This is a genomic window from Caldicoprobacter faecalis, assembly GCF_900115765.1.
Taxonomy (GTDB): Bacteria; Bacillota; Clostridia; order Caldicoprobacterales; family Caldicoprobacteraceae; genus Caldicoprobacter; species Caldicoprobacter oshimai.
Map to the genome: position 1 here is coordinate 133,307 of NZ_FOXR01000004.1, position 22,416 is coordinate 155,722.

The 22,416-nt window shown below is 50.6% G+C and carries 21 protein-coding genes and 1 tRNA gene; all 22 read right to left on the minus strand.

Going from position 1 to position 22,416, the window contains the following annotated elements:
* Positions 1 to 471 precede the first annotated feature (471 nt).
* The 22 genes from BM241_RS03025 to BM241_RS03130 all read right to left on the minus strand — a co-directional run bounded on the left by BM241_RS03025 (position 472) and on the right by BM241_RS03130 (position 22,225).
* Positions 472 to 1,374: a Gfo/Idh/MocA family protein gene (locus BM241_RS03025; protein WP_025747225.1), complete on the minus strand. Its 903-nt coding sequence runs from the start codon at positions 1,372 to 1,374 to the stop codon at positions 472 to 474.
* Between the two features lie 211 nt (positions 1,375 to 1,585).
* Positions 1,586 to 3,211, minus strand: coding sequence for an amidohydrolase (locus tag BM241_RS03030; RefSeq protein WP_025747226.1), 1,626 nt, complete (start codon positions 3,209 to 3,211; stop codon positions 1,586 to 1,588).
* A 146-nt stretch (positions 3,212 to 3,357) separates the two neighbouring features.
* Positions 3,358 to 4,437 (minus strand): Gfo/Idh/MocA family protein, encoded by a 1,080-nt coding sequence (locus tag BM241_RS03035; RefSeq protein ID WP_025747227.1) that lies wholly within the window; start codon positions 4,435 to 4,437, stop codon positions 3,358 to 3,360.
* A gap of 41 nt (positions 4,438 to 4,478) precedes the next feature.
* The gene (locus BM241_RS03040) at positions 4,479 to 5,660 is read right to left on the minus strand and encodes a 4Fe-4S binding protein (RefSeq protein WP_035146075.1); all 1,182 of its coding nucleotides are present in this window, start codon (positions 5,658 to 5,660) and stop codon (positions 4,479 to 4,481) included.
* The gene (locus BM241_RS03045) at positions 5,661 to 6,704 is read right to left on the minus strand and encodes a Gfo/Idh/MocA family protein (protein WP_092282002.1); all 1,044 of its coding nucleotides are present in this window, start codon (positions 6,702 to 6,704) and stop codon (positions 5,661 to 5,663) included. It abuts the gene before it with no gap.
* A gap of 253 nt (positions 6,705 to 6,957) precedes the next feature.
* Positions 6,958 to 7,953, minus strand: a complete 996-nt coding sequence (locus tag BM241_RS03050; protein ID WP_092282003.1) for a Gfo/Idh/MocA family protein — start codon at positions 7,951 to 7,953, stop codon at positions 6,958 to 6,960.
* Entirely contained in the window at positions 7,950 to 8,732 is a 783-nt protein-coding gene (locus tag BM241_RS03055) for a glucosamine-6-phosphate deaminase (RefSeq protein WP_025747231.1), read from the minus strand. Before BM241_RS03055 ends, BM241_RS03050 begins: the two co-directional genes overlap by 4 nt.
* Positions 8,733 to 8,775: 43 nt before the next feature.
* Positions 8,776 to 9,819 (minus strand): LacI family DNA-binding transcriptional regulator, encoded by a 1,044-nt coding sequence (locus BM241_RS03060; protein WP_025747232.1) that lies wholly within the window; start codon positions 9,817 to 9,819, stop codon positions 8,776 to 8,778.
* 275 nt (positions 9,820 to 10,094) lie between these two features.
* Positions 10,095 to 11,699: a mannitol dehydrogenase family protein gene (locus BM241_RS03065; protein ID WP_025747233.1), complete on the minus strand. Its 1,605-nt coding sequence runs from the start codon at positions 11,697 to 11,699 to the stop codon at positions 10,095 to 10,097.
* A 446-nt stretch (positions 11,700 to 12,145) separates the two neighbouring features.
* A complete protein-coding gene (gene rnfB, locus BM241_RS03070; RefSeq protein ID WP_092282004.1) occupies positions 12,146 to 13,135 on the minus strand; it encodes an RnfABCDGE type electron transport complex subunit B in 990 nt (329 codons plus the stop codon).
* A 15-nt stretch (positions 13,136 to 13,150) separates the two neighbouring features.
* Positions 13,151 to 13,738 (minus strand): electron transport complex subunit RsxA, encoded by a 588-nt coding sequence (gene rsxA / locus BM241_RS03075; RefSeq protein ID WP_035146079.1) that lies wholly within the window; start codon positions 13,736 to 13,738, stop codon positions 13,151 to 13,153.
* Between the two features lie 159 nt (positions 13,739 to 13,897).
* Positions 13,898 to 14,491: an RnfABCDGE type electron transport complex subunit E gene (locus BM241_RS03080; RefSeq protein WP_025747236.1), complete on the minus strand. Its 594-nt coding sequence runs from the start codon at positions 14,489 to 14,491 to the stop codon at positions 13,898 to 13,900.
* A complete protein-coding gene (locus BM241_RS03085; protein ID WP_092282005.1) occupies positions 14,491 to 15,075 on the minus strand; it encodes an RnfABCDGE type electron transport complex subunit G in 585 nt (194 codons plus the stop codon). The genes BM241_RS03080 and BM241_RS03085 overlap by 1 nt, the downstream gene beginning before the upstream one ends.
* Entirely contained in the window at positions 15,068 to 16,045 is a 978-nt protein-coding gene (locus tag BM241_RS03090) for an RnfABCDGE type electron transport complex subunit D (RefSeq protein ID WP_025747238.1), read from the minus strand. The genes BM241_RS03085 and BM241_RS03090 overlap by 8 nt, the downstream gene beginning before the upstream one ends.
* Positions 16,046 to 16,065: 20 nt before the next feature.
* The gene (locus BM241_RS12890) at positions 16,066 to 16,188 is read right to left on the minus strand and encodes a hypothetical protein (protein WP_278291941.1); all 123 of its coding nucleotides are present in this window, start codon (positions 16,186 to 16,188) and stop codon (positions 16,066 to 16,068) included.
* A gap of 280 nt (positions 16,189 to 16,468) precedes the next feature.
* Complete coding sequence (gene rsxC / locus BM241_RS03100; protein ID WP_092282006.1) at positions 16,469 to 17,806, minus strand: electron transport complex subunit RsxC; 1,338 nt, start codon at positions 17,804 to 17,806, stop codon at positions 16,469 to 16,471.
* Positions 17,807 to 18,184: 378 nt separating this feature from the next.
* Positions 18,185 to 18,538 (minus strand): sulfite exporter TauE/SafE family protein, encoded by a 354-nt coding sequence (locus BM241_RS03105; protein ID WP_025747241.1) that lies wholly within the window; start codon positions 18,536 to 18,538, stop codon positions 18,185 to 18,187.
* Entirely contained in the window at positions 18,539 to 18,892 is a 354-nt protein-coding gene (locus BM241_RS03110) for a sulfite exporter TauE/SafE family protein (protein WP_092282007.1), read from the minus strand.
* Between the two features lie 231 nt (positions 18,893 to 19,123).
* Positions 19,124 to 19,927: a peptidoglycan-binding domain-containing protein gene (locus tag BM241_RS03115; RefSeq protein WP_143094040.1), complete on the minus strand. Its 804-nt coding sequence runs from the start codon at positions 19,925 to 19,927 to the stop codon at positions 19,124 to 19,126.
* Between the two features lie 127 nt (positions 19,928 to 20,054).
* On the minus strand, positions 20,055 to 20,618 hold the full coding sequence (locus tag BM241_RS03120; protein WP_092282009.1) for a GNAT family N-acetyltransferase: 564 nt from the start codon (positions 20,616 to 20,618) through the stop codon (positions 20,055 to 20,057).
* 111 nt (positions 20,619 to 20,729) lie between these two features.
* On the minus strand, positions 20,730 to 22,004 hold the full coding sequence (locus tag BM241_RS03125) for a D-alanyl-D-alanine carboxypeptidase family protein (protein ID WP_207648956.1): 1,275 nt from the start codon (positions 22,002 to 22,004) through the stop codon (positions 20,730 to 20,732).
* Between the two features lie 133 nt (positions 22,005 to 22,137).
* Positions 22,138 to 22,225: transfer RNA gene (locus BM241_RS03130), tRNA-Leu, on the minus strand.
* Positions 22,226 to 22,416 lie beyond the last annotated feature (191 nt).

Genomic DNA, 22,416 nt, shown 5'->3' on the forward strand with positions numbered 1-22,416 from the left:
CTTCATCATAACCGAGCGCAGGAGACTCCATCCTCTTCAAGATGGAGAGGAATGCGCTCTTCTCTCCTTTCTAACATTAACGTCTTTGCCTTCTCTATAAGTCTTAACCTGCTATGTTTTGCACTATCGTGTATCTTCTTCCCTGAAAGACTTCTTATAGCAAAATACCCGCTACCCCTTAAACCCGCTATTATCCCAACCCTGCCTTTGAGATTACATACACCATATGCGGTAAGCCTCCTTGGGGAATTAGGTGCTCATCGCCAATGTTAGACAGGCTTGTCATGCACAGGTCACTGTCCCTGCCCCTCAGGACTGTTTAAACCTGTACGACAGAGCCCGGAGCTTGAGCAGCACCCCGGGGTGTCATGACCTGTCTAACGTAGCTCCGTCACCTTTTGGCTGGTGGCTGAGGCTAGTCAACCAGGGCTCTTCGCAAGCCCCCGCTTCTTTAAGCGGTGGGTAGTTGACTTACTCAGCGTATCTGTTAAGCTTCACTGGTTTGCCCGTTTCATAGGAGCGCGCTGCACAATCCAGCATATCCATTATTTCAAGGGCATCATCTAGAGTGAGGGAAGCCTCACCCGTCTTGAAGAACCTGTATATCTCCCTTAGCTCTTCTGTATAGAACATCGAGCTGTCAACGACAAACGACGCAATTTGATTCTCGGCCCTCAGCGTACCGCCGTAAGTGTATGCTCCCACAGTGAGCTCCACAATGCCCCTCCTCTTGTCTGGATACTCCACAACCACCACGGCACCGGCTGCGTCTTTCCTAACATCCACGCTCACAGCGCCCAAGCCCATAGCCCTCTCAAGCATCTCAAAGCAGTGAACGCCGTACCATATGATGCCACTTCCTACCGGCGGGATCCCCAGCGGCCCGTAAAAATACGACTGCATGGGTTTTGGAACCTTGCTGCAAGCTTCTACCAGATTATGGGAAAACCTCAAGGCCGAGGCAGAAATGGCCCTAACGTTGTGCTTTTTGCACAAGTCATATATCTCCTTTGCATTGTGATAGTTATCGGCCAGCGGTTTATCGATGAAGATGGGTTTGTTCAGGTTCATGCATTTCTTGAAGTATTCGAGGTGGTATGCGGGATCGTTTATCTCCAGCATAATGGCATCGCAGTCTGCTACAGCTTCTTCAAAATCTTCGGTTACTTTAATTCCCCAATCTTCCAGTTGCTGCTGCCTTTTATCCAGGGTCTCCTTATTTGTAAAGGGCGTCTCAAACCTCAGACAGGTAACCGCCTTCATGCCATTCACCTTGAGTTCTTCGGGGCAGTCCGGCGCCTGCATCCTTCGAGGGAACTCAACCGAGTGGCTTGTATCAAGCCCTACAATGGCAACCCTTATCTCCTCTTTCATATCTGTAACACTCCTTTATATTTTAAAATTTTTAATTTATTTTTTGCCCAACTTTATTGTCCAATCTTGTCTTATAAGTTTAATTTGCATAATAGATTGCAGTTCACCTTACACCCACATGCTCTTCTTATCACTCTCAGTCATGTTACAAAAATTGCATTCTGACGCTGGTTGTTTCAGATAAAACGCTGTGTGGCACATCCTTGGCCACCTAAGCCTCATCATTTTCCCCATACATCCTGTCAAAGACGACCTTGCCGCCCACCACCGTGAGCAGTGCGTTGATGGACGGTATGTCTTCCACCGGGCACTCAAAGTAGTCCTTGGACAGCACCACAAAATCGGCCAGCTTGCCGGCCTTAAGGCAGCCCTTTTTATCTTCCTCAAAAGTTGCATATGCGGCCTTTTCGGTATAAAACCGCAGTGCCTGCTCCCTGTCTATGCAATGCTCCTCCCCAATTACGTGGCCGTCGTAAGTACGCCTCGTCAGCATGTTATAAAGCGCACAAAAGGGGTTGTATGGGTTGTGGGACATAAGCGGGTCATACTTGACCATGTGATCGCTTCCAGCAGCTGCATGGATGCCTTTCTCGACATACTTGCTGTACGGCAGAAAAATATCCATCACGTCCTTTGATAACATCTCATTGATAAACCCTGCATCCTTGAAATGCCAGGCAGGTTGAAAGAGCAAAACCAGCTTCAAGAATTTTATCATGTCCAGTGCGGCATCATCCGTAAAATCGCCGTGTATTATGCTGAAACGCCTGTCGGTTATATCGTTGAATTTTTCATTATATATCCTGTACGCCTCGAGCAATACCTGCAAAGCCCCGTCGCCTATACAATGGGCGCTCATTTGATACCCAAACTCATACGCCCTGTCTATAAACGGAATAATCTGGCTTGAGTTGTAGTTTATTACGCCCCTGTACCCTTCCGGGATATCAAATGCAAAGGCGGCATTGCCGTAACCCTGCTTCATAAAAGCCGTGCAGGTAAGTATCCCCCCGTCCAGCATGATCTTTATAAACGAGAGCTTAACCCACTCAGAGGGTATATCGACAATGTTGCTGTACTTCTTTGCCTCTTCTTCCACCTTGTCTGCGTCCGACACCACAAGCGTACATGCAACTCTCAAAGACAGCTCTTTCTGCCTGTAGAGCTGGCACAGGGCCTTGATACCCAGCTCGTTCGATGCCCCGTCCACAACGCTGGTTATACCCATCTCGTTATAGCGCCTCTGCAGGATTTTGATGCCCTCTTTGCAGTCTGCCAGATCATATTCGCGGCGCTTTATGCATTTCCGCAGAGCCGACAGCGTGGAAGAAGCATTGGCACCTTCCTTTATACCCGCCATCCTCAATGCACAGCTGTTTGCCCTCCCGGAATATACCCCATCGATAAAGACCGGATGGTGTGGTGCGACCTCATCCAGCTGGTCTATAGTAGGATAACGATGCTCCTTTAGCCTGGCAGGATAGGTGTTGGGCAGGTAAATCCATTCGCCCTTGGGCAGCTGTATTGCCTTCACCCTTATGTATTCCAGAAGCTGCTCTATACTTTCGGGGATGAACAGCTCACCGTCCAGCTCGCTCACCGCCGCCCAGAATAGATGGGTATGGGTATCGATAAGCCCGGGGATAACCGCCTTGCCCTTTAAATCGTATACCTGTGTATGAGGCCCACGCAACGACAGCACTTCCTGGTTGCTGCCCACCGCTATTATGGTGTTGCCCGAAACGGCCAGCCCCTGCGCCACCCTTGATTTTTGATCCATCGAATACACTATGCCGTTGTAGAATACCTTGTCGGCAACTGCATTTGTTCTAGACATACAGGCTCACTTCTCATCTATCCATAATACACTTAAGATTTGCACACGATGCGCCATGCAAAGCCATAACTGCGCAGTAATACAAATTTCTAACGGCGCAATACAATTCTAACGATGCGATGCACATTCTGACAACGCGATGCCCATTATGGGCGCACGCCAATCCGCTCGTTCTTGATGGTTATGCCCTCTTTGGCTGATTTGTAAGCTAGGTGTACCACCCTCAATGCCTCCAGGCCGTCTACTCCTCTTAAACCCACCTTTGCATCCTCGTCCTTTAGCGCGCACTCCATAAAATGCCTTATCTCATCCACATATCCGAGGTTGAACCTCTCGTCGACGGCCGGCTTTGACCACCCCGTCGTTATTTCAGCCTTTTCCACCGTATATTTCAGGCCGGGTATGGAATAGCAGGTGATGGGCGAAGAGAAGGTAATATCCACATGCAGGCAGCCTTCAGTGCCGTATATATCGATCACGTCCTCCATTCCACCCTTTGTGACATAATTGCTCTCCACCACGGCCGAGGTGCCATCGGCAAACTTCATGATACAGCAGGCCCAGTCTTCCCCTTCCAGCTTTTTGTGCATCAAGTTGTTTCCCAGCCCGCCGGATATAGATGCGGTAAGCTCCGTCCATTTGCCCTCTTTCAACGCCAGTATAAAGCCGATGGGGTGAATCCCCAGGTGAATCAAGCACCCGCCACCGCAGTACTGTATGGTCTGCGCATAAGGCGAATGAGAACCCGAATGGCATTCCCTGGCCCTTATAAACACCGGCTTGCCTATGGCCCCCTCCTCTATTATCTCGATGGCCCTGTTCAAAGCCGGAGCAAACAGCCAGTCCTCCGCATAATACAGCTTTTTGCCCACCCTGTTGGCCGTCTCCACCATATCCATTCCGTCCTCGACTGTGGTGGCCAGTGGCTTCTCGCATATGACGTGCCTGCCTCTGTTCAAAGCCGCTATTGCCACCTCGTGATGCAGGTAATTTGGCAGGCAGATGTCCACCACATCGCAGTCAACCTCCTGGATGGCCCTCATGTAATCGTCATACACCGCGCAATTCTCAAGTCCATACTTTTTGAGTAGCGCATGGGCCTTCTCCTTGTTTCTGCCGGTTATGGCCACCACTTCAGCGATGTCCCTGCACCGCGAATAGGCATACAGATGGAAATCGGCAGCAAAAGCCGATCCCACAATCAAAACCCTGACCTTTCTGCCCATTTCAGAGTTCACCTCTTTTAATATATATACCGGCTTGGCGTTTACTCATAATGCATCGTCAAAGCCTTTGTGGGGCAAAGCGCTATGCATATACCACATCCCAAGCACCTGTCAGGGGTGATGGCAGGCTTGTCGTCAACCATCTCTATGGCATCGCAATGCCCGGGCTTTGCGCATCTCCCGCAGCCGATGCACTTATCCAGGTCCACCTCAGGCCACCCCTCGAGTGCCTCAAGCTGATGTGAGGGCCGCAAATACTTGAGCGACTTCCCTATTATATCCTGATAAGTTACGCCCTGCTTTTCCAGATACTCCTCCATCCCCCGAACGATCCTGTCCACTATCTCCCAGCCGTACCACATGACGGAGGTACACATGGTAACAAGGGTGGCACCCCACATCATCATCATGATGCACTGCTCGGCGGTCTCCAGGCCGCCTCCGCCGATAATGGGCAGCGAACTTTTTGTGGCAGCCTGCGCCACCTGTGAAAAGGCCATGTTCAAGCAGGCCGGGCCGCCCAGGCTCCCGTGGGATACGCCATTTAGCAGATGGTATTCCGGCTTGCCATCATTGTAGATGTCCACCAGAGGCAAGCTGGATTGAGCGCCAGCAAGACATACTCCATCGGCTCCAGCCTCCTGGCACACCCTCACCATATACCCTATATCCGCCACGTTGGGCGTTAGCTTGGCAACCACTGGGATCTTCACGCTCTCTTTTAATGTTTTAATCACGTTGCGAACCCTCTGGGGGTCCTGGCCGGTCACCGCACCGCCAAACTCCCCTGCCCCCAGGGCCTCTTGCCCCTTTATGCTCTTTGTGGACAGGCCGACATTAGGGCAAACCATATTGGCCTCGATTATATCGGCGCCGGCATTCTCAAATTCCTTGGCCAGCAATGCCCAGCCGTCCATGTCCTCGTTGTCATGGGTGATATTGCTAAAGATTATCAGATTGGTCTTCTTCTTGGCTTCCTCTACCAGCCTTAAGCCTTCCTCCAAGTCCAGCCTTCTATCATAGCAAACTATGCTTGACAGCTTTATGTTGTTATGCATGCGCAGCTTGCCATAAAACGGCTGCTTTATAAAGGTCAGCTTTGTGCTCACCGCAGCAGCGCCGTGCTTTTCTGCCTCGATCAGCCATTTTATCTTGCTGGTCAAAGGGCTGGAAGCTATTACTACTGGGTTTTTGAATTTGATGCCTGCAAACTCCAACATCATCTACTCACCAAACCTTTCCAAAAACACTTCTTTGCCAGTCCTGGCCGATTCATATATAGCCAGTATAAGGTCAACGGCCTTCCTGGCCGACTCGCCGGTGATCATGGGGTCTCTGTCCTCTATGACTGCCGAGATCATATCGTCTATCAACGCATAATGTCCCCAGCTGGAGATGGCTGCCGCATCGGCCGAACCGCCGATCTTCTCGCTCTTCACATCGGGGAATGTATCCACATCGCTCCCTATAGTTCTCCATTGCTTAAACCCCGAATCCCCAAAGATGACGCTCCCCTTCTGGCCATGGATTTCAAGCCGCGTCTCCTGAGGGGGATAAACCGATGTAGTGCCTTCGATTACACCGATGGCGCCGTTTTTAAACTTCAAAAGGGCTATGGCCGTATCCTCCACCTCTATATCCCTCGCCAAGGTCTCGGCCCTCGCAAACACGCTGGCCACATCGCCCACTAGCCACATAAGCAAGTCGATACCATGGACGCCCTGGTTCATCAAAGCACCGCCGCCATCCAGCTCCCATGTCCCACGCCATCCGGCGGAGTTATAATACTCCTGGCTGCGGTAGTATTTCAGATAGGCATCAGCGAGAACGATCTTGCCAAACTCGCCCCTTTCGATGGCCTTCTTGGTCTCGATGGCCTCCTTCATCAACCTTCTCTGGAACACGCAACCCAGCTTGACGTTGTTGCGCCTGCAGGCCTCTATCATGCGGGTCATCTTGTCGGCATTGATGTCCAGCGGCTTTTCGCAGAAGACATGCTTGCCAGCATTGGCCGCATCAATGGTCATATCGCCGTGAAGCCCGCTGGGCGTGCAGATGCACACCACGTCTATGTCCTTTCTCTCCAGCATCTTCCGATAGTCAGTGTAATAGTAAGGGGCATTGTACTTTTGTTGAAACTTCCTGGCCTTCTCCTCTTCAATATCGCATACCGCCACCAGTTCTCCCCTCTTGTTGTTTACGATGGCATCTGCGTGATGGGGAGCTATAACGCCGCACCCTATAATCCCGAACCTGACCTTTTCCATTTTTAAATCATCCTCCCGTTTTCTTTTATTTCTTTTAAAAAATTAGATGTGAAGGCTTTAAGATATATGCTAGTATATACCCGGCTGATTAAGCATTTCCTTTATTTGCATCAACATTTGCACCAGCTATTTCCCTCAACTTGGATGTGAAATCTTAACGGCTGAAAAGCTACCTTGCTAAAGACCTCGCTGCGAGAATATGTTGCAATAAATCCGACTTATACGCCACCAATTGAGAACTTTGTACCGAAAGTCAACACAGGCGTACCTCTTCCAGGCTCTCGTCAATCTCTATGGCAGCCAGGCTAGACATCAGCACATCCTCGCCGGAAATTATCACGTCCTTCCTGCCCTCAATGCGGTTTATAAAATCCTGGATGAGCGTAGTGGGTACGGCCACGTCCTCGCACCTTATATAGGTTTCGGTATCCCTGATGAGCAGTGCAAATGGCTCGCCCTTTGCCTGGCAGTCGCCCGTGGTGCGTACCTCAACCCTGCCCTGCGTCCCTACGCAGAATATCCGCCCGTCACCGAAAGTAAAATAAGAGTCGGGCATCCACCAGTTGGCCTCAAGGGTAGCTACCACCCCGTTTTTCATCTTTATAACAGCGTTTACGCTGTCGTAAAAGGTCTCATACTGAGGATAGGCCGTCTTCTTGATATAACCGCTGCACGAGTCAAGCTCGCTGCCGGTAAACCAGCGAAGCAGGTCTATATCGTGTATAAGAAGGTCTATGGCTATTCCGCCGTTCTCCTCTTTGGAGAAGTGCCACGGGGCTCGCTTCTTTTCAAGCAGCTTGTGGGGTTTCATGATGGTAAAGCTGACCACCTGTCCCAGCCTGCCTTCACGTATCATCTTCCACAGGGCATAAATGGGGGGATTAAATCGCTCGGTCAGCATCATGCCCACCTGAATTCTCCCTTGCCTTATTACCTTCTCAAGCCTTGCATAGCCTTCCCTGCTGGTCACTATGGGCTTATCTGCCATGACGTGAATGCCTTGCTGATTGCACAGCTCGACGATGTCGATCTTCCGGTTGTTGACGGCCGAGGTGCCTATGACATCGGGCTTCAGCTTGAACAGATCTTCCCCTCTATCAAACAGGGGCACCCTGTACTTCTCAGCCATACCCTTGGCTATATCCAGCTCGGTCTCGTAAATACCTACAAACTCATGCCCCAGCTTGAGCATCTCATCGACAAACTCGGCTATATGCGCATGCCTGCACCCGTAAATGCCGAACCTCATACCAATCCCTCCACCAGCTTGGCGGCATCCCTGTCTAAAAACAGCACAGCCCTGTCATGTGTCCTGAGGACAGAGGCCGGGCACTTCTCGGTAATGGGGCCTGTCAGTGCAGACTTTACCGCCTCGGCTTTCCGCTCGGTGGGGACGATGCAGTATATATACTCCGCCGCCATAATGGCCGGCACCGTCATGGTTATGGCATAGCGGGGCACATCGTCCATGGAGGCAAACTTGAAATCGTGGAACTGCTGAGTCCTGCACTTCTCATCCAGAGTAACGCTCTTTACCAGCTTGGGGTCATCAAAATCGGCTTCGTGCGGCTCATTGAAGGCAATGTGCCCATTCTCCCCTATACCCAAGCACACGATGTCGATGGGCTTCTCAGCGAGGAGCTGCGCGTATCGCTGGCATTCGGCCTCTATATCCGAATTTTTGCCGTTCAAATAAAATACTCTGCCGGGATGGACCTTATCTACCACATGGTCCTTTATGAACCTCGCAAAGCTGTAGTTATCTTCCAAAGAAGCTCCTACATACTCATCCAGGTGAAAAGCCGTCACCCTGCTCCAATCGATGCCCTGCTCCTGCACCAGGTATTTCAAAAAATCCGACTGCGAAGGCGCCGACGCAAATACCACCCTCACCTCCTCCTTAGAGCCGAGGAGCTCCCTCAGCCTAGCAGCCACGCTGCTGGCAGCGGCCCTCCCCATCTCATCCCTGTTCTCATACACCTGCACCTTCAGCTTGTCAAATTGCTTTTCAATACAGCAGCTCTTCATAAGACACCCTTCCCTTCATTTATAAGATATCGATTTCGATTCTTCACGCCAGCGGTTTTACAGAATCCCGTATGATCAATTTGGGATGAAGGTTTACGCTCATGTTGGAATGGTTGTTTCCAGAAAGTTTATCCAGCAACAGCATCGCCGCCAACCGCCCCACCTCATAGGCGGGATATTGAACCGTTGTAAGGGGCGGCGAAAACATCCTGGCAAACGAGATGTCATCAAACCCGATCACCGATATGTCATCCGGCACCCTTTTCCCATGGAGATACATCTGCTGGATAAACCCAAAGGCCGTCATATCGTTGACCGCCAACACGGCTGTGGCATCCAGCTTGCGCTTTATAAATTCGTCGGCCATCTCCTTCCCGTTTTTGAACTCAAAGCCCTCTTCATCGATCTCCTCCTCGTGGCTGCCGATGAGGAAATACTCCTCCTCAACGGCAATGCCGTTGTCGCTGAGCGCCGCTTTATACCCTTTAAAGGTCTCCTTGCGAGTCCACTTGGTGAGCGGCGAGCTGACAAAGGCGATCTTGCGATGCCCGTTCTGTATGAGGTACTCCACAGCCATATAGGCCCCTTTGAAGCAGTCAAAGCTTATGAAGCTGCACTCCAGATTGTCTATCTTTTGGTCCAGCAGCACAAACTCCAAGCCCTTTTCGATATATTCCTGGATATTCCTGGCACCCAGCGTTGAGATGATGACGCCCTTTACTTGCTTCTCGTAAAGCGACTGAAGGTATCTCTTCTCCTTTTCTACATCCCTGAATGTGTTGCACAAAAGCAAGTTGTATCCCCTTTTATCGGCCTCTTTCTCTATGCCCAGAATGACCGATGAATAAAACGGGTTTGATATGGTGGGAATTATCACGCCTATATCATTGCTGGTATTGCTCTTTAGGCTTCTTGCCAGCATGTTGGGCGAGTAATTGAGCTTCTTTGCGGCCTCAACAACCCTCTTTCTTAACGCCTCTTTCACAGGATAATTGGAACCGCTCAACACCCTTGAAGCGGTAGCCGGCGAAACGTTGGCCATCTTTGCTACATCGTATATGGTTACCTTGTCTTTTACCCTAGGCATCTCAACGTACCTCCGCTTTGGACGTTTGCTTGAATCTGCTGCATCACAACGTAAATCAGAAGCTTTGGCCCGTATCCCCTCAGCCTCCGCACTCAGTTTTAGATATCGATTTCTGTATGATGTATATTCGACGCATTTCAAAAAATTCCTTCTAAGTTTTTAAAAATTTTTTATAAAAATCGCTCAAAAAGAAAAACCTAAAATGCCCAACCGGACACAAAAAAGAGGGCTGCCAGACAAAGTCTGACAACCCTCTTTTTACGGCTTTGTTTCTATCACACCTTTATATATTTCTCCAGAGTCTTCCTCACCGCTCCCCTGCCGTAAACCAGCTCTGCAAACATGGCCTCGACTTTGGGAGCAAGGTTGTACTCGTACAGGTTGACGCCAAAGATGTTTTCGTTGGACAGTATGGGCTTTAAGGCCTCGGTAAACGGCCCTGTATCTCCCAGCCTTATGTCCTTGACGTAGGACTGCAGGGTCTCCAGCATGGGATCGGGGCTGGGCGTGAAAGGATTGCCCTCATCGTCCACTCCCATGAGATACCTGATCCAACCTGCAAAGAAGAGCGGTATATAGGTCAATGTGGATATGTCCCTCTTACCGGTCCTGATATAGGCCTTCAGGGTCTCGCCAAAGCGCACCGGTATCTTCTGCGATGTATCGGTAGCGATCCTCTGGGGCGTATCGGGTACGAATGGGTTGGGGAACCGCTTCTCAATGACCTCTTTTATGAACTCGTGAGGATTAATTATACCCGGGTCAACCACCACCGGCAGCCCCTCTTCATACCCCACCTTTTCTATAAAAGCCTTCAAGTGCTTATCCTTCATCTCATCGGCAATCGACTTGTAGCCCAGCAGGCAGCCGTAAATTGCCAGTACGGTGTGAAGTGGATTCAAGCAGGTACACACCTTCATCTTTTCGACCTTATCCACCGTCTCCCTATCGGTGAATATAACGCCGGCCTTCTCTAGAGGCGGCCTTGAATTGGGGAATACATCCTCAATCACCAGATATTGTGCTTCTTCAGCATTCACAAAGGAGGATATATAGGTATTCTTCCTGGTGCACACTATGTCGGCGCCCTCAAGGCCTTCGGCTTCCAGCATGGCCTTTACCTGCTCGGACGGGCGCGGCGTTATCTTGTCTATCATGCTCCAGGGAAAGGATACGAGACTCGGATCTTCAATGTAATCCTTGAAACCCCTGTCAACAAAACCTTTTTCTACCCAGGCATCGACAAAGGCTCTTACGGCCTCATACAGCCTGGTCCCGTTGTGGGAGCAGTTGTCCATGCTCACCAGTGCTATGGGCAACCTGCCAGCCTGATACCTCTTATAGCACAGCAGTGCGATCATAGCCATCAAGGTTTTCGGCTGATCCGATAAGGAGTTGAGGTCGTCCACCACATCGGGATAATACTCGCCCCTGGCATTTTTCAGCGAATAACCCTTTTCGGTTATGGTAAAGCTGGCCATCTGCAGTGACGGAGATGTAAATATCTCCACCAGCCTGTCCATGTTGCCCCTGGCAGGTATGGCCTCCACCACGCTGGCCACAACCCTCTTATCCACGCTACCGTCGGCCTTCAAAGTGACGACCACGCTGAGGTTATCAAAGGGCGCATAAGCCTTTTCTATAATCTCCTCGTCGTAAGACTCGCAGACTATGATGCCCCTGTCGCTGTACCCTCCTTCCAGAAGGGTTTGCTGCAGCACAGCCGGAAAAGCCCTGAATATGTTGCCTGCTCCAAAATGAATCCATATGGGGTCCTTCCGGGTCTTCTCCCTTATCTTTTCGATATCAAACTCAGGCAGCTTATAGCCCTTTTCCTCCCATACCTGTCGATTTTTCAAATCGGCCACGCTAAGCTTCATACTTTCACCCCAACTTCTTAAAATTAATATATTTTACGCCACTATCCAATAGCTAGGGATAGTGGCCTATCAAAGTCCAAATTGGTTAACCGCTTACCTCGTTGCGCATTAATACTCTCCCATTAAGATAGCGCCTTTATAGCACCTTTCCACTCCATTTACTGGATTTACTGCGGAAGAAGAAAGTATTCTTCCACATTTTAGGTTTCAAGAAAAACAACATCCGCGCTTGATGCATGTCTTCAATCGAAAAGAAATACATTTCCGCTCAACAACCCGTTACTTTCGCCTTGTGTAATATGAATAGTTTGAATACTCTATGCAAAAATTGCCTTCTCGGCCGATTGTCTCTTCATCCGACTGTCCCTTCGGCCGATTAGGCTTTTGCTTTCTTTATGCGGAAAACAGATAAACGCTCAACTACCTGTATGCCTTCAAAAGCCGCCTCAATTCCCGCGAACGCTTAGCGTAATGGCATCTACCGGGCAACGCTCGACGCACTGGCCGCACCCTGTACACTTATCAGCAAGCACCCTGTGCTTTTGCTTGCGCTCGCCATCTATGGACTCAAACTTGCACACCCTCTTGCAGGCAGTGCAGCCTATGCACTTGTCCTCATCGATAAAGGCCACTTTGCGCTTGCTGAAATCGGCATATATGGCGCCGGTTGGACATTTCTCAGCGCATACCATGCAGTTTACACACTTATCATACCTTATCCTGGCAAGATTGTCAACAAAGTCTATGGCCTCAAACTGACAAGCCTTGACGCACAGCCTGCACCCTATACATCCCACCTTGCAGTTTTCACGCACCTGTTTGCCCGGGTCCTTGGATATACACAGCACCTGTACCAGGCTGGATTCAGGGATAAGCTCTATCAAATTCTTGGGGCAGGCCTCTACGCATTTGCCGCACCCGGTACACCTGTCGGGGTCCACCACAGCAATGCCACGGTCGGAGATGTGGATAGCATCGAAGGGGCATGCCCTCACGCAGGTCCCAAGCCCAAGGCAACCGTAGCTGCAACCCTTTGGCCCGCTGGCCAGCATGGATGCCGCCACGCAATCCTGTATGCCCCTGTATTCGTACTTGTTCACGGCGTTGTGGCAGTCACCCTGGCACAGCACACGGGCAATGCGTCGTTCCTTCTCCTCGACCTCAACGCCCATTATGCTACCAACCTTCAGTGCCACAGGCGACCCACCTACGGTACAGCCATCCACCGGCGCCTTACCGGAGGCCACAGCATCGGCAAAACCATCGCACCCCGGATAGCCGCATGCACCGCAATTGGCACCCGGCAACACCTCACGGATGGCTTCAGCCCTGGGGTCCTTCTCAACCGCAAACCTCTTCGACGCAAACGCCAGAACTGCCCCAAACAAAAGCCCCATGCCCCCTAGACTGAGCAGGGACAGCAGTATCTTCTCCATGGACAATATCCCCCCTTACTTTATGAGCCCCTGGAACCCTAAAAAGGCCACCGACATCAAGCCCGCTGTAATGAGGGCTATGGGAAAACCTTTAAGCGGCTTGGGTATATCCGACAGTTCCAGCCTTTCGCGTACTCCAGCAAAAAGCACGATGGCCAGGGTAAATCCAAGGGCAGCGCCCACTCCGTTAAAAAGCGCCTGAATCAAATCGTACTTCTCGTCTATGTTTATGATTGCCACGCCCAGCACGGCACAGTTGGTGGTAATAAGCGGTAGATACACGCCCAGCGCCTGGTACAGCGTCGGGCTGGTCTTCTGTATCACCATCTCGACGAACTGCACCAGCGAGGCTATCACCAGAATGAATATGATGGTCTGCAAATACTCAAGGCCCAAAGGCTCGAGTATGACATACTGGATTATATAGGTAATCAAAGATGTCATGGCCATCACGAAGGTAACGGCAGCGCCCATCCCCACAGCGGTTTCAACCCGCTTTGACACCCCAAGGAATGGGCAGATACCCAAGAACCTTGACATGACGAAGTTGTTTATAAGTATCGAGCTTATCAATATGACGAATATTTTACCCACGTATTCCATACCCTTTCCCCCTACACATTGCTTTTTAATTGAACCTACACCCGCTTAGCGCACGGTCATCGCCAAACACATCCAGAACGAAATCCGTATCAAAAATTTACCGTGCAACATCTATCCATCAAAATCAATTAATCCGTCTTTTCAGCTATTCAGCCAGCTCTACTCAGCCCTGCCTGTCAGCTTGTTGAGCAGCCCCAGCACCAGCCCAAGGGTTATAAATCCCCCGGGAGGCAGTATCATGATGACAGCTGGGCTGAAGCCATCCGAAAAAACGGGCATACCAAACCACGTCCCGGCGCCCAGTATCTCACGTATTGAACCCAGCAAAAGCAGCGCCAGGGTAAAACCTATGCCTATGCCCAATCCGTCCATTATCGACAGAAGCACCGAATTCTTGGATGCAAAAGACTCGGCCCTTGCCAGAATGATGCAGTTTACAACGATGAGCGGAATATATATGCCCAGGCTCTTGTTGAGCTCGGGAAGAAAGGCCTGCATTATCATGCTGACCACCGTCACAAAGGTGGCGATAACCACCACAAAGGCGGGAATCCTTATCTTCTGCGGTATGAAGCTTTTAAGCAGCGATATCACCAGGTTTGAACCCACCAGAACAAAGGTGGTGGCCAGCCCCATGCCTATGCCGTTTATGGCTGCAGTAGTCAAAGCAAGGGTAGGGCACATCCCCAGAACCATCCTGAAAGTAGGGTTTTCGTTGAGCACCCCGTTGAAAAACACCTTCAAAGCCTTCATTACTCAGCACCCCCGTCCTTTAATACCCGGTTGTAGAACTCTACAGCAGAGTTCACACCCTGGGTCACGGCTTTAGAAGTTATAGTAGCGCCGGTTATGGCCTCCACCTGTGTATCCTGTGTGGCGCCTCCCCTCACCACCGCCAACGGACTACCAGCCGACTTGCCGGTATACTGGCTCAAAAAATCAGGCTCAGCCGCTTTGGCCCCCAGCCCGGGAGTTTCGTTGTGGCTGATGATGTTCACGTTCTCAATTTTGTTCTCCTTAGCATCTATGCCCACAAACAGCTCCACATCGCCGCCGTAACCCTTGGATATCACCTTAAATACATAGCCCACCGTGTCATCTCCCAACTTGCCCTGGTACACCTCAACAACGTTGGGATACTCATCTTTGTATTCCGATATGTCCACCTGGACGAACTCCTGGGCATCGGGCAGCACGCCTTTTCTGGCCTCTACGCTAGCCTGTTCGTTCTGCAGCCTTATGGGCTCTTCGGTAATGGCATGGGTGATGCCCAGTGCCAGAGCCGCCACCGCGGTTATTATGAACAACTTGATGGACATTCTCATACCTTCAGACATCTGCTCTCACCTCCCCGTAAATGCGGGGCATTGTAAACCTGTCAATCAAAGGAGTGGCCACGTTCATCAGCAGTATGGAATAGGTGACCCCTTCGGGATAACCGCCGTACAGGCGAATGATAGACGTGATTATTCCGCACCCAATACCCATTATTATCTGCCCTTTAGGCGTCACCGGTGAAGACGAATAGTCGGTAGCCATATAGAACGCTCCCAGGATAAGCCCGCCCGAAAATATGTGGTATATCGCATTTCCTGTAAAAAGCCCCTGTGGCCCCAAAATCCACGTGAGCAGCCCCACAGTGCCGATGAAGCTAAATGGGATCCTCCAGTTTATTACCCTTCTCCACAGCAGATAAACAGCACCCAGCAGCAGCGCCACATCCGATGTCTCACCAAGGCAGCCTCTTGTATTGCCCAATATGATGGCCCACAGAGGAGGAAGCTGCGCCTCCGTCCCTTCCATCCCCTTAAGTATGGCAAGCGGTGTGGCCGAGCTGACGGCATCAGCCGCTGCCGCGCTCATAGCTCCGCGAATGGGGTCAGCCCAGGTAGTCATGTACACCGGCCACGCGGCCAGCAAGATGGCCCTGGCAGCCAAGGCCGGGTTCATGAAGTTGTGTCCTAGCCCACCAAAAGCCTGCTTGACCAGGGCAATGGCGATGGCCGAACCCACCGCAGGCAACCACAGCGGAACGGTAGGTGGCAGGTTAAAAGCCAGCATAAGCCCCGTCACCGCAGCGCTCCAGTCGTTGATGGTAACCGGCTTTTTCATAAGCTTTTGCACAACCGCTTCGGTTACCACAGCCGATAAAACGGATATAGCCATTATCAAAGCCGCTCTTCCCCCGAAGAAGTACACAGCAACTGCCGCCGCAGGTAAAAGCGCCAGCACCACATCCCGCATGATGCGAGCTGTAGTATCCTCTGAATACACGTGGGGGGAAGAGGAAACTATCAAAGGCTCCATCGCAACATCCCCCTGTTCATCTAAACCGTATGGGTATAATGCCGGCTTAGAAGGTTGGGGTATTTGTAATCCGCCTTTATATCATGCTGCCCCGACCCCAACAGGCGGTATTTGGGACAGCCCTGCTCCTTAATCCAGCGCAAATCAATTGCACCATACCTCAATGGCATAACATTTACACAACAGTTATACAACACTCACATAATACGGTATAACCCGGCACAACGTTGATACAACACTGGCACAAGGCTGTATAACAAAACTGTAACAGTATAAAAGTATACATACATCGAAAATGCCTGCTGCAAGATTATGCCCCTTAACCTGGCGGTATCCGTTTTGCTACAGCAGCTCATTGGGCTGCTTAAATCACATATCAGCTGGCTGCACACCTTTGACCGCCAGACATCAAATACGCCGCTGTCATTTGGCACTGGCAGCGCGCCTTCTCCTTTCGGTGATCACGCGCTTTGCCGTGCGAATAGACTGCACAAGCGGGCGTCTGGCAGGGCATATATACGAGCAGCAGCCGCACTCTATGCAGTCCATGGCATGCAGCTTTTCGCTGCGTTCGTAATCCCCCTTCAGAGCATAAGCGCTGATAAATAGAGGTATAAGCCGCATAGGGCAGGCCTCTACACATTTGCCGCATCGTATGCAGGGACCCGGCTCGGGCATCTCCACCTCCTGCTTGGTAAGCACCAGAATACCCGAGGTACCCTTGATGACGGGCACATCCAAGGTGTACTGCGCAATCCCCATCATGGGCCCTCCCGATATCACCTTGGCCGGTTGGCCCAGCAGTCCGCCGCAGGCCTCGACGACGTCCTTGAAGGGCGTACCTATGCGCACCAACAGGTTCTTGGGCTGGGCCACCCCACCACCCGTCACCGTTACGATGCGCTCGATAAGCGGCATACCCGTATTTATTGCCCGGGCAATGGCAGCCGCCGTGCCCACGTTGTTGACCACAACTCCCACGTCCATCGGCAGGCCTCCCGACGGCACCTGCCTGCCAGTCACGGCATATATGAGCTGCTTCTCGGCACCCTGGGGATACTTGGTCTTAAGCTGCACCACCTCCACCCCGGGCACTGATTTGACGGCATCCGCAATGGCACGCACGGCTTCCGGCTTGTTGTCCTCTATCGCGATGTACCCTCTTTCAACCCCAAGCACTTTCATGATGGCCTTCAGCCCATCCACCACATCCCGTGGATTCTCCACCATTAAGCGGTGGTCGGCCGTCAGATAAGGCTCGCATTCGGCGCCGTTTAAGATCACGACGTCTATCTTCTTGTCCTTGGGTGGCGAAAGCTTGACATGGGTTGGGAATGCGGCACCGCCCATACCTACAATACCGGCCTCAAGAATCAAATCTTTTAACTCCTCGGCGCTCAGCGACTCAATATCCTTTGGGACTATGGACTCATCAGGCTCATCCTTGCCGTCATTCTCAATGACAACGGCAAGCCCCTGCCCCATGGCAGGATGAGGTACCTGCTTTATCTCTTTCACAACTCCCGAAACGCTGGCATGAACCGGCGCACCCACAAAGCCCTTTGGCTGTCCAATCTTTTGACCCAGTTTGACATGGTCACCGGGCTTTACCAGCGGTTCACAGGGAGCACCTATGTGCTGCTGCAAAGGTATATACACCAGCTTTGGCGCTTGCATCCGTTCAACTGCTTTGTCCTGCGTGCTTTCTTTACTGTAGAAAGGATGCACTCCTCCTTTAAATCCAAACACCTTCAACCCCATTTCACACACCTTCTTTGCCTTAAATCTTTATGATTTATCTGATGGCGCCAACCGGCATGCAACTTAATCCGTCATAATGCAACATAATATGCATTCATTCTTGAATATTATAACACAGATTTTATAAAAATGTTATACATCTTACAAGTTTATTTTTTAACAAATGGCTTGAAAACAGCATTTTAAACAGTTTCAGCTGTTATATAACTATTACACATTTTTATGAGTGTATTATACATATATCCCATAAAATTGAGGAAGCTTTGCTAACTTTTATAAAAATGCAAAACTTTTTCACGGCGTTTACATGTTATAAATTTAGCAATCTCAGCAAAAACGTATATGTAATTTTTTACCAACAATCAGCCAGCCGGTATATTACTTTTTCCCGCTTCGCGTGAACTCGTAGATGCCCATTACCAGCAAGAAAACCCCAAACAGCTTCTTTAAGATACCCGAAGAAGTGATAACAGCAAGCTTAGCTCCCAGAAATGCGCCTATGGCCCCTGCCAGAAAGAGATAGAGGGCCATCCTGTATTTGATGTATCCGTTTTTGACGTGAAGCCAGATTGCCAGAATTGCCGTAGGAAAAAATGCTGCAAGGTTGACCCCTTGGGCAGCGTGCTGGGACAGGCCGGCCAAAAAAACCAGGGCCGGAATTAGAATGCTACCCCCGCCAATGCCCATCCCACCAACAATCCCGAAAGCCAGTCCTATAAAAAAAAGCAGCATCTATGCGATCATCCTTATCGCGGCAATGATCATGAAAAGGCCAAAAACTTTGCGCAGCCAGTAAGGCGAGATTCGGTCCAGGATCCACGCCCCTACAAGGCCACCCAGAGCGCCGCCGGCGGCCACCTTCCATATTACATCCCATTCGAAAAAGCCGCTTTTGAAATACACAAAAGAGCTTATGGCCGTCAAAGGCAGTATGACCGCCAGAGCGGTAGCATGGGCATCGTGCTCCTTCATGCCCAAAAGGTGCACCATTGCAGGCACCACAATGGTACCGCCTCCCGAGCCAAAAAAGCCGTTGCACAGCCCAGCCACAAATCCCGATATTCCAATTTTGAGCCAGCGCTTCATCCTTCGCATCACCCGTAATTAATCTTGCCAAAGAGGAAGCCTTTTATGCCTGTTTTTCATCGTTGCCATTTGAAAGTAGTTATATAGGTCGTAACATTAAATTAGAGAAAAAGGCTATACTTAAGTTACCTGAAATGACCACACCAGCCAGATTTGATGGCCAGTCAAATCCTGCAAACATACATAAAGGGTAACTCTCGTAAGTCAGCCAAAAAAAATAAAAAGCCGGCCTTATCGGCCAGCAGCTCTCATCACAGCAGCCTGATGATCAGGGTCCTGCCTGTTGTGTATATGGGTTTTGCTCTTGTAGAAGTGTATGCACACATGGCCCTGCATGCCGTTGTTGGGTATGGTATCATAGGCATGGGGCATTCCGTGCATGGAAGCAGCCACCCGCACGCCGCCGATCTCGACTATGACAGGCCTGCGGTCCCAACTCCAGCCGCCCCATATTTCTCTTATGATCTGCGCATCCTTTGCCGTCACCGGCTCCGAGTCTGCATGGTTGGTCCCACCGGTGCGCTTCATGTAGAACGACCTGCCGGTATACAGGTCTATCACTTTTGCCACTGCACCCCTGGGAAAGAGATACTGTCCCCTGGAGAACCACTCAACCAGCACCCCTAGGGAGTTCCTTCCGCCTCGAGAAGCCGGCAGATAAGAAGCCGCCTGGGATGGATAGGCAGTATAGCGCTTCGCACTAGGGCTGTACAGGACTTTCCTGGTCTCGGGCCCTACCGTTCCATCCACTGCAAGCCCGTTTTGCTCCTGAAACAGCCGAACGGCATCGGCTGTAGCCGTCCCGTAATATCCCGTGATCTTGTAGTTGAAATACCCCAGGTCCCTGAGCCTCATCTGAAGGTCCACTACCTTCTGACCGGTACACTTTACCTTCAACACCTCGTCATCGGTCGCTCCAGATGTAGCCCCCTCATCCATATCTCCATCAGCAGGCGTCCCTTCCCCTCTTGCCGGAACGCCCAACAGGAAGCACACAAATAACATCAACACAAGTATGCTGACCGTTCTTTTCACTTTTATCACCTTTTTTGAAATTGTACAACCCACCTACTATATTACCACAAATTATGGAAAATTGCATCAATTTTTTACAAAAATATTTCAAAAATATTTCCGATTTGTTAATTGGACTCAGCAAAAGCTAAAGGTCAGCACAGGCACAATGCAAGCAGCTGCTACACTCCAAATTCTTGGCCATGATCATTATATCCTCAGGCTTATTGTTCAGCATGATCTGATAGCGGGTTTTCCTCACCTCCGCATATCCCATACTCCTCCAGAATTCCAGTCCCGCTATATTGCTGGCCACTACACCGGTGTACAGCCACCTGATAAGCCACACGCTCCTGAAATACTCCTCCAGCATGGACACAACTGCATGTCCCACTCCCGCGTCTTGATAGGCCTCATCAATGAGGATGGAGCTTATCCAGGCCTCGTCCTTTAAGAGGTAGTGCACACGCCCTTTTACCACGCCCAGCATGATGCCATGCTGCTTTTCGACGACCTTGAAAAAGACCTCCCAGCGGCTGCAGCAGGCTTCGATGTACTTGTCCCTCATCTCCTCAAAGGTGATGGGCCGACTAAGTCCCGTGGCGTGCTTGTACCTTTCAACATCCCTGTACCACAGCCATATCTGAGGCAAATCCTCTTTGGTGACGGGCGCAATCAACAACCCATCACTTTCCAGACGGTGTTTAATCATTTAAGCGCATCCCCTCTTGGATATGGTATACGCACCACAACATACTGTAGTCATCTATTATTTTTATTCTACAAATAGTGCACGAAATCCTTTTTTAGAAATTAAAAAATTTTAAAACCCAAACTCGGTATCGATCCACCTGTCAATTATCCTCTTCAAATTTGACCTTATGGTGTTTTCCTTGACGTCGGCTGCGGTGTACAAATCCTTCCTGATGCTGACCTCATCGCCCAAGGTCACCTTTACATATCCTACCTTGGTGCCGGCTTTCACCGGCGCCTTGAGGTACTGCGGCAGTTTAACCTCGACCGATATCTCCTTTTCCTCTCCTTCCCTTACGGGCAAGAGTATCTCCTCCCTGCACACGGCTGCCACCTGGGCCTCATACCCATCCCTGACCGGAATGTGCCCCAAAACCTGCTTCTTCGAGACCACGGTATAGGGTTTAAAGTTTGCAAAGCCGTAGTCCAGCAAGGTGGCGCTGTCGTCAAACCATGGCTGGCAGTCCAGCACCACACACACCAGCTGCATGCCATCGCGCAGTGCGGCCGAGGCAAGGCACCTCCTGGAGACCTTGGTGTAGCCCGTCTTTATGCCGTTTGCACCTTCATAGCTCCACAGCAATGCATTTTTATTTTGGAGTACCCTATCGTAGCTTCGCCCCTCCCAGGGGATCTTCTTGTATTTTGTGGACACTATGGTGCGAAAAACGGGGTTTTGCATGGCATAGGCCGAGATTAATGCCAGGTCGTAGGCTGTGGTGTAGTGCATGTCATCATGCAGGCCATGCGGGTTGACGAAGTTGGTATTTCTGGCACCTATCTGAACCGCTTTCCTGTTCATAAGCCTCACGAAGTTTTCCACGCTGCCGCCTATGTGCTCGGCAATGGCAACAGCTGCGTCATTGCCCGAACGAAGCATGAGCCCGTACAAAAGCTGCTCCAGGGTCAGCCGCTCCCCCTTTGCCAGGTAGATGGACGAGCCCTCCACCCCCACCGCCTTAGGTGAGACCGTCACCACGTCCTCAAGATTGCCCATCTCTATGGCCAGTATGGCTGTCATGATTTTGGTGGTGCTGGCCATGGGCAGCTTCATATGCGGGTTTTTGGCATACAGCACCCTCTTGCTGGATGCCTCCATCACCACAGCCGCCCTCGCAGCGGTGGAAGGCGGCATTGAAGGCACCGCAGAGGGGTTGCTCAATATCTCTGCGCTCAGACCAGCACTTTGAAGTACAGCATCTTCGAATTTGGAGGCCGCTTGGGAGGCCGTCAAACCGCTATAAGCGACGTCGCCTGAATAAGCCCCTTGAGCAGAATATACAGCACCCGAATAAAAAAACGCATACGCAAAAAGCAATATGCATGCTATGCTGCGCTTTATCACCATTCCTTCCTCCCGTGCACAGTATGAAATGTAATCAACACACCATCGACATAGGTTTATTATTTGACAGACCGTGAAAATAATTCACCAAAAAAGCTAAAGCCTCGCTGTATCATCAGCGAGGCTTTTTACGTGGTGCGGAAGAAGGGACTCGAACCCTTACGCTCTTAACGAGCAGCAGCCCCTCAAACTACCGCGTCTGCCAGTTCCGCCACTTCCGCACGTTTACCCTCTATATTTTGTTGTAACCTTCGTCTCTTTGCAGGAAATATTATATCCGTTTCATATAAAATTGTCAACTGGTAATTTGGCAAACCTGTTGTTATTCTGTGATAATGTCATATTGAAATTATTCTGATATAATGTCATACATGAGAGAGGAGATATTCAACATGACACAAAAAGAAATGAC

What these genes read in the sequence shown, in the direction of transcription:
- BM241_RS03025 (WP_025747225.1), bottom strand. Translation starts at nt 1,374, where the DNA reads ATGAAAGAGGAGATAAGGGTTGCCATTGTAGGGCTTGATACAAGCCAC.
- BM241_RS03030 (WP_025747226.1), bottom strand. Translation starts at nt 3,211, where the DNA reads ATGTCTAGAACAAATGCAGTTGCCGACAAGGTATTCTACAACGGCATA.
- BM241_RS03035 (WP_025747227.1), bottom strand. Translation starts at nt 4,437, where the DNA reads ATGGGCAGAAAGGTCAGGGTTTTGATTGTGGGATCGGCTTTTGCTGCC.
- BM241_RS03040 (WP_035146075.1), bottom strand. Translation starts at nt 5,660, where the DNA reads ATGATGTTGGAGTTTGCAGGCATCAAATTCAAAAACCCAGTAGTAATA.
- BM241_RS03045 (WP_092282002.1), bottom strand. Translation starts at nt 6,704, where the DNA reads ATGGAAAAGGTCAGGTTCGGGATTATAGGGTGCGGCGTTATAGCTCCC.
- BM241_RS03050 (WP_092282003.1), bottom strand. Translation starts at nt 7,953, where the DNA reads ATGAGGTTCGGCATTTACGGGTGCAGGCATGCGCATATAGCCGAGTTT.
- BM241_RS03055 (WP_025747231.1), bottom strand. Translation starts at nt 8,732, where the DNA reads ATGAAGAGCTGCTGTATTGAAAAGCAATTTGACAAGCTGAAGGTGCAG.
- BM241_RS03060 (WP_025747232.1), bottom strand. Translation starts at nt 9,819, where the DNA reads ATGCCTAGGGTAAAAGACAAGGTAACCATATACGATGTAGCAAAGATG.
- BM241_RS03065 (WP_025747233.1), bottom strand. Translation starts at nt 11,699, where the DNA reads ATGAAGCTTAGCGTGGCCGATTTGAAAAATCGACAGGTATGGGAGGAA.
- rnfB (WP_092282004.1), bottom strand. Translation starts at nt 13,135, where the DNA reads ATGGAGAAGATACTGCTGTCCCTGCTCAGTCTAGGGGGCATGGGGCTT.
- rsxA (WP_035146079.1), bottom strand. Translation starts at nt 13,738, where the DNA reads ATGGAATACGTGGGTAAAATATTCGTCATATTGATAAGCTCGATACTT.
- BM241_RS03080 (WP_025747236.1), bottom strand. Translation starts at nt 14,491, where the DNA reads ATGAAGGCTTTGAAGGTGTTTTTCAACGGGGTGCTCAACGAAAACCCT.
- BM241_RS03085 (WP_092282005.1), bottom strand. Translation starts at nt 15,075, where the DNA reads ATGTCTGAAGGTATGAGAATGTCCATCAAGTTGTTCATAATAACCGCG.
- BM241_RS03090 (WP_025747238.1), bottom strand. Translation starts at nt 16,045, where the DNA reads ATGGAGCCTTTGATAGTTTCCTCTTCCCCCCACGTGTATTCAGAGGAT.
- rsxC (WP_092282006.1), bottom strand. Translation starts at nt 17,806, where the DNA reads ATGGGGTTGAAGGTGTTTGGATTTAAAGGAGGAGTGCATCCTTTCTAC.
- BM241_RS03105 (WP_025747241.1), bottom strand. Translation starts at nt 18,538, where the DNA reads ATGCTGCTTTTTTTTATAGGACTGGCTTTCGGGATTGTTGGTGGGATG.
- BM241_RS03110 (WP_092282007.1), bottom strand. Translation starts at nt 18,892, where the DNA reads ATGAAGCGCTGGCTCAAAATTGGAATATCGGGATTTGTGGCTGGGCTG.
- BM241_RS03120 (WP_092282009.1), bottom strand. Translation starts at nt 20,618, where the DNA reads ATGATTAAACACCGTCTGGAAAGTGATGGGTTGTTGATTGCGCCCGTC.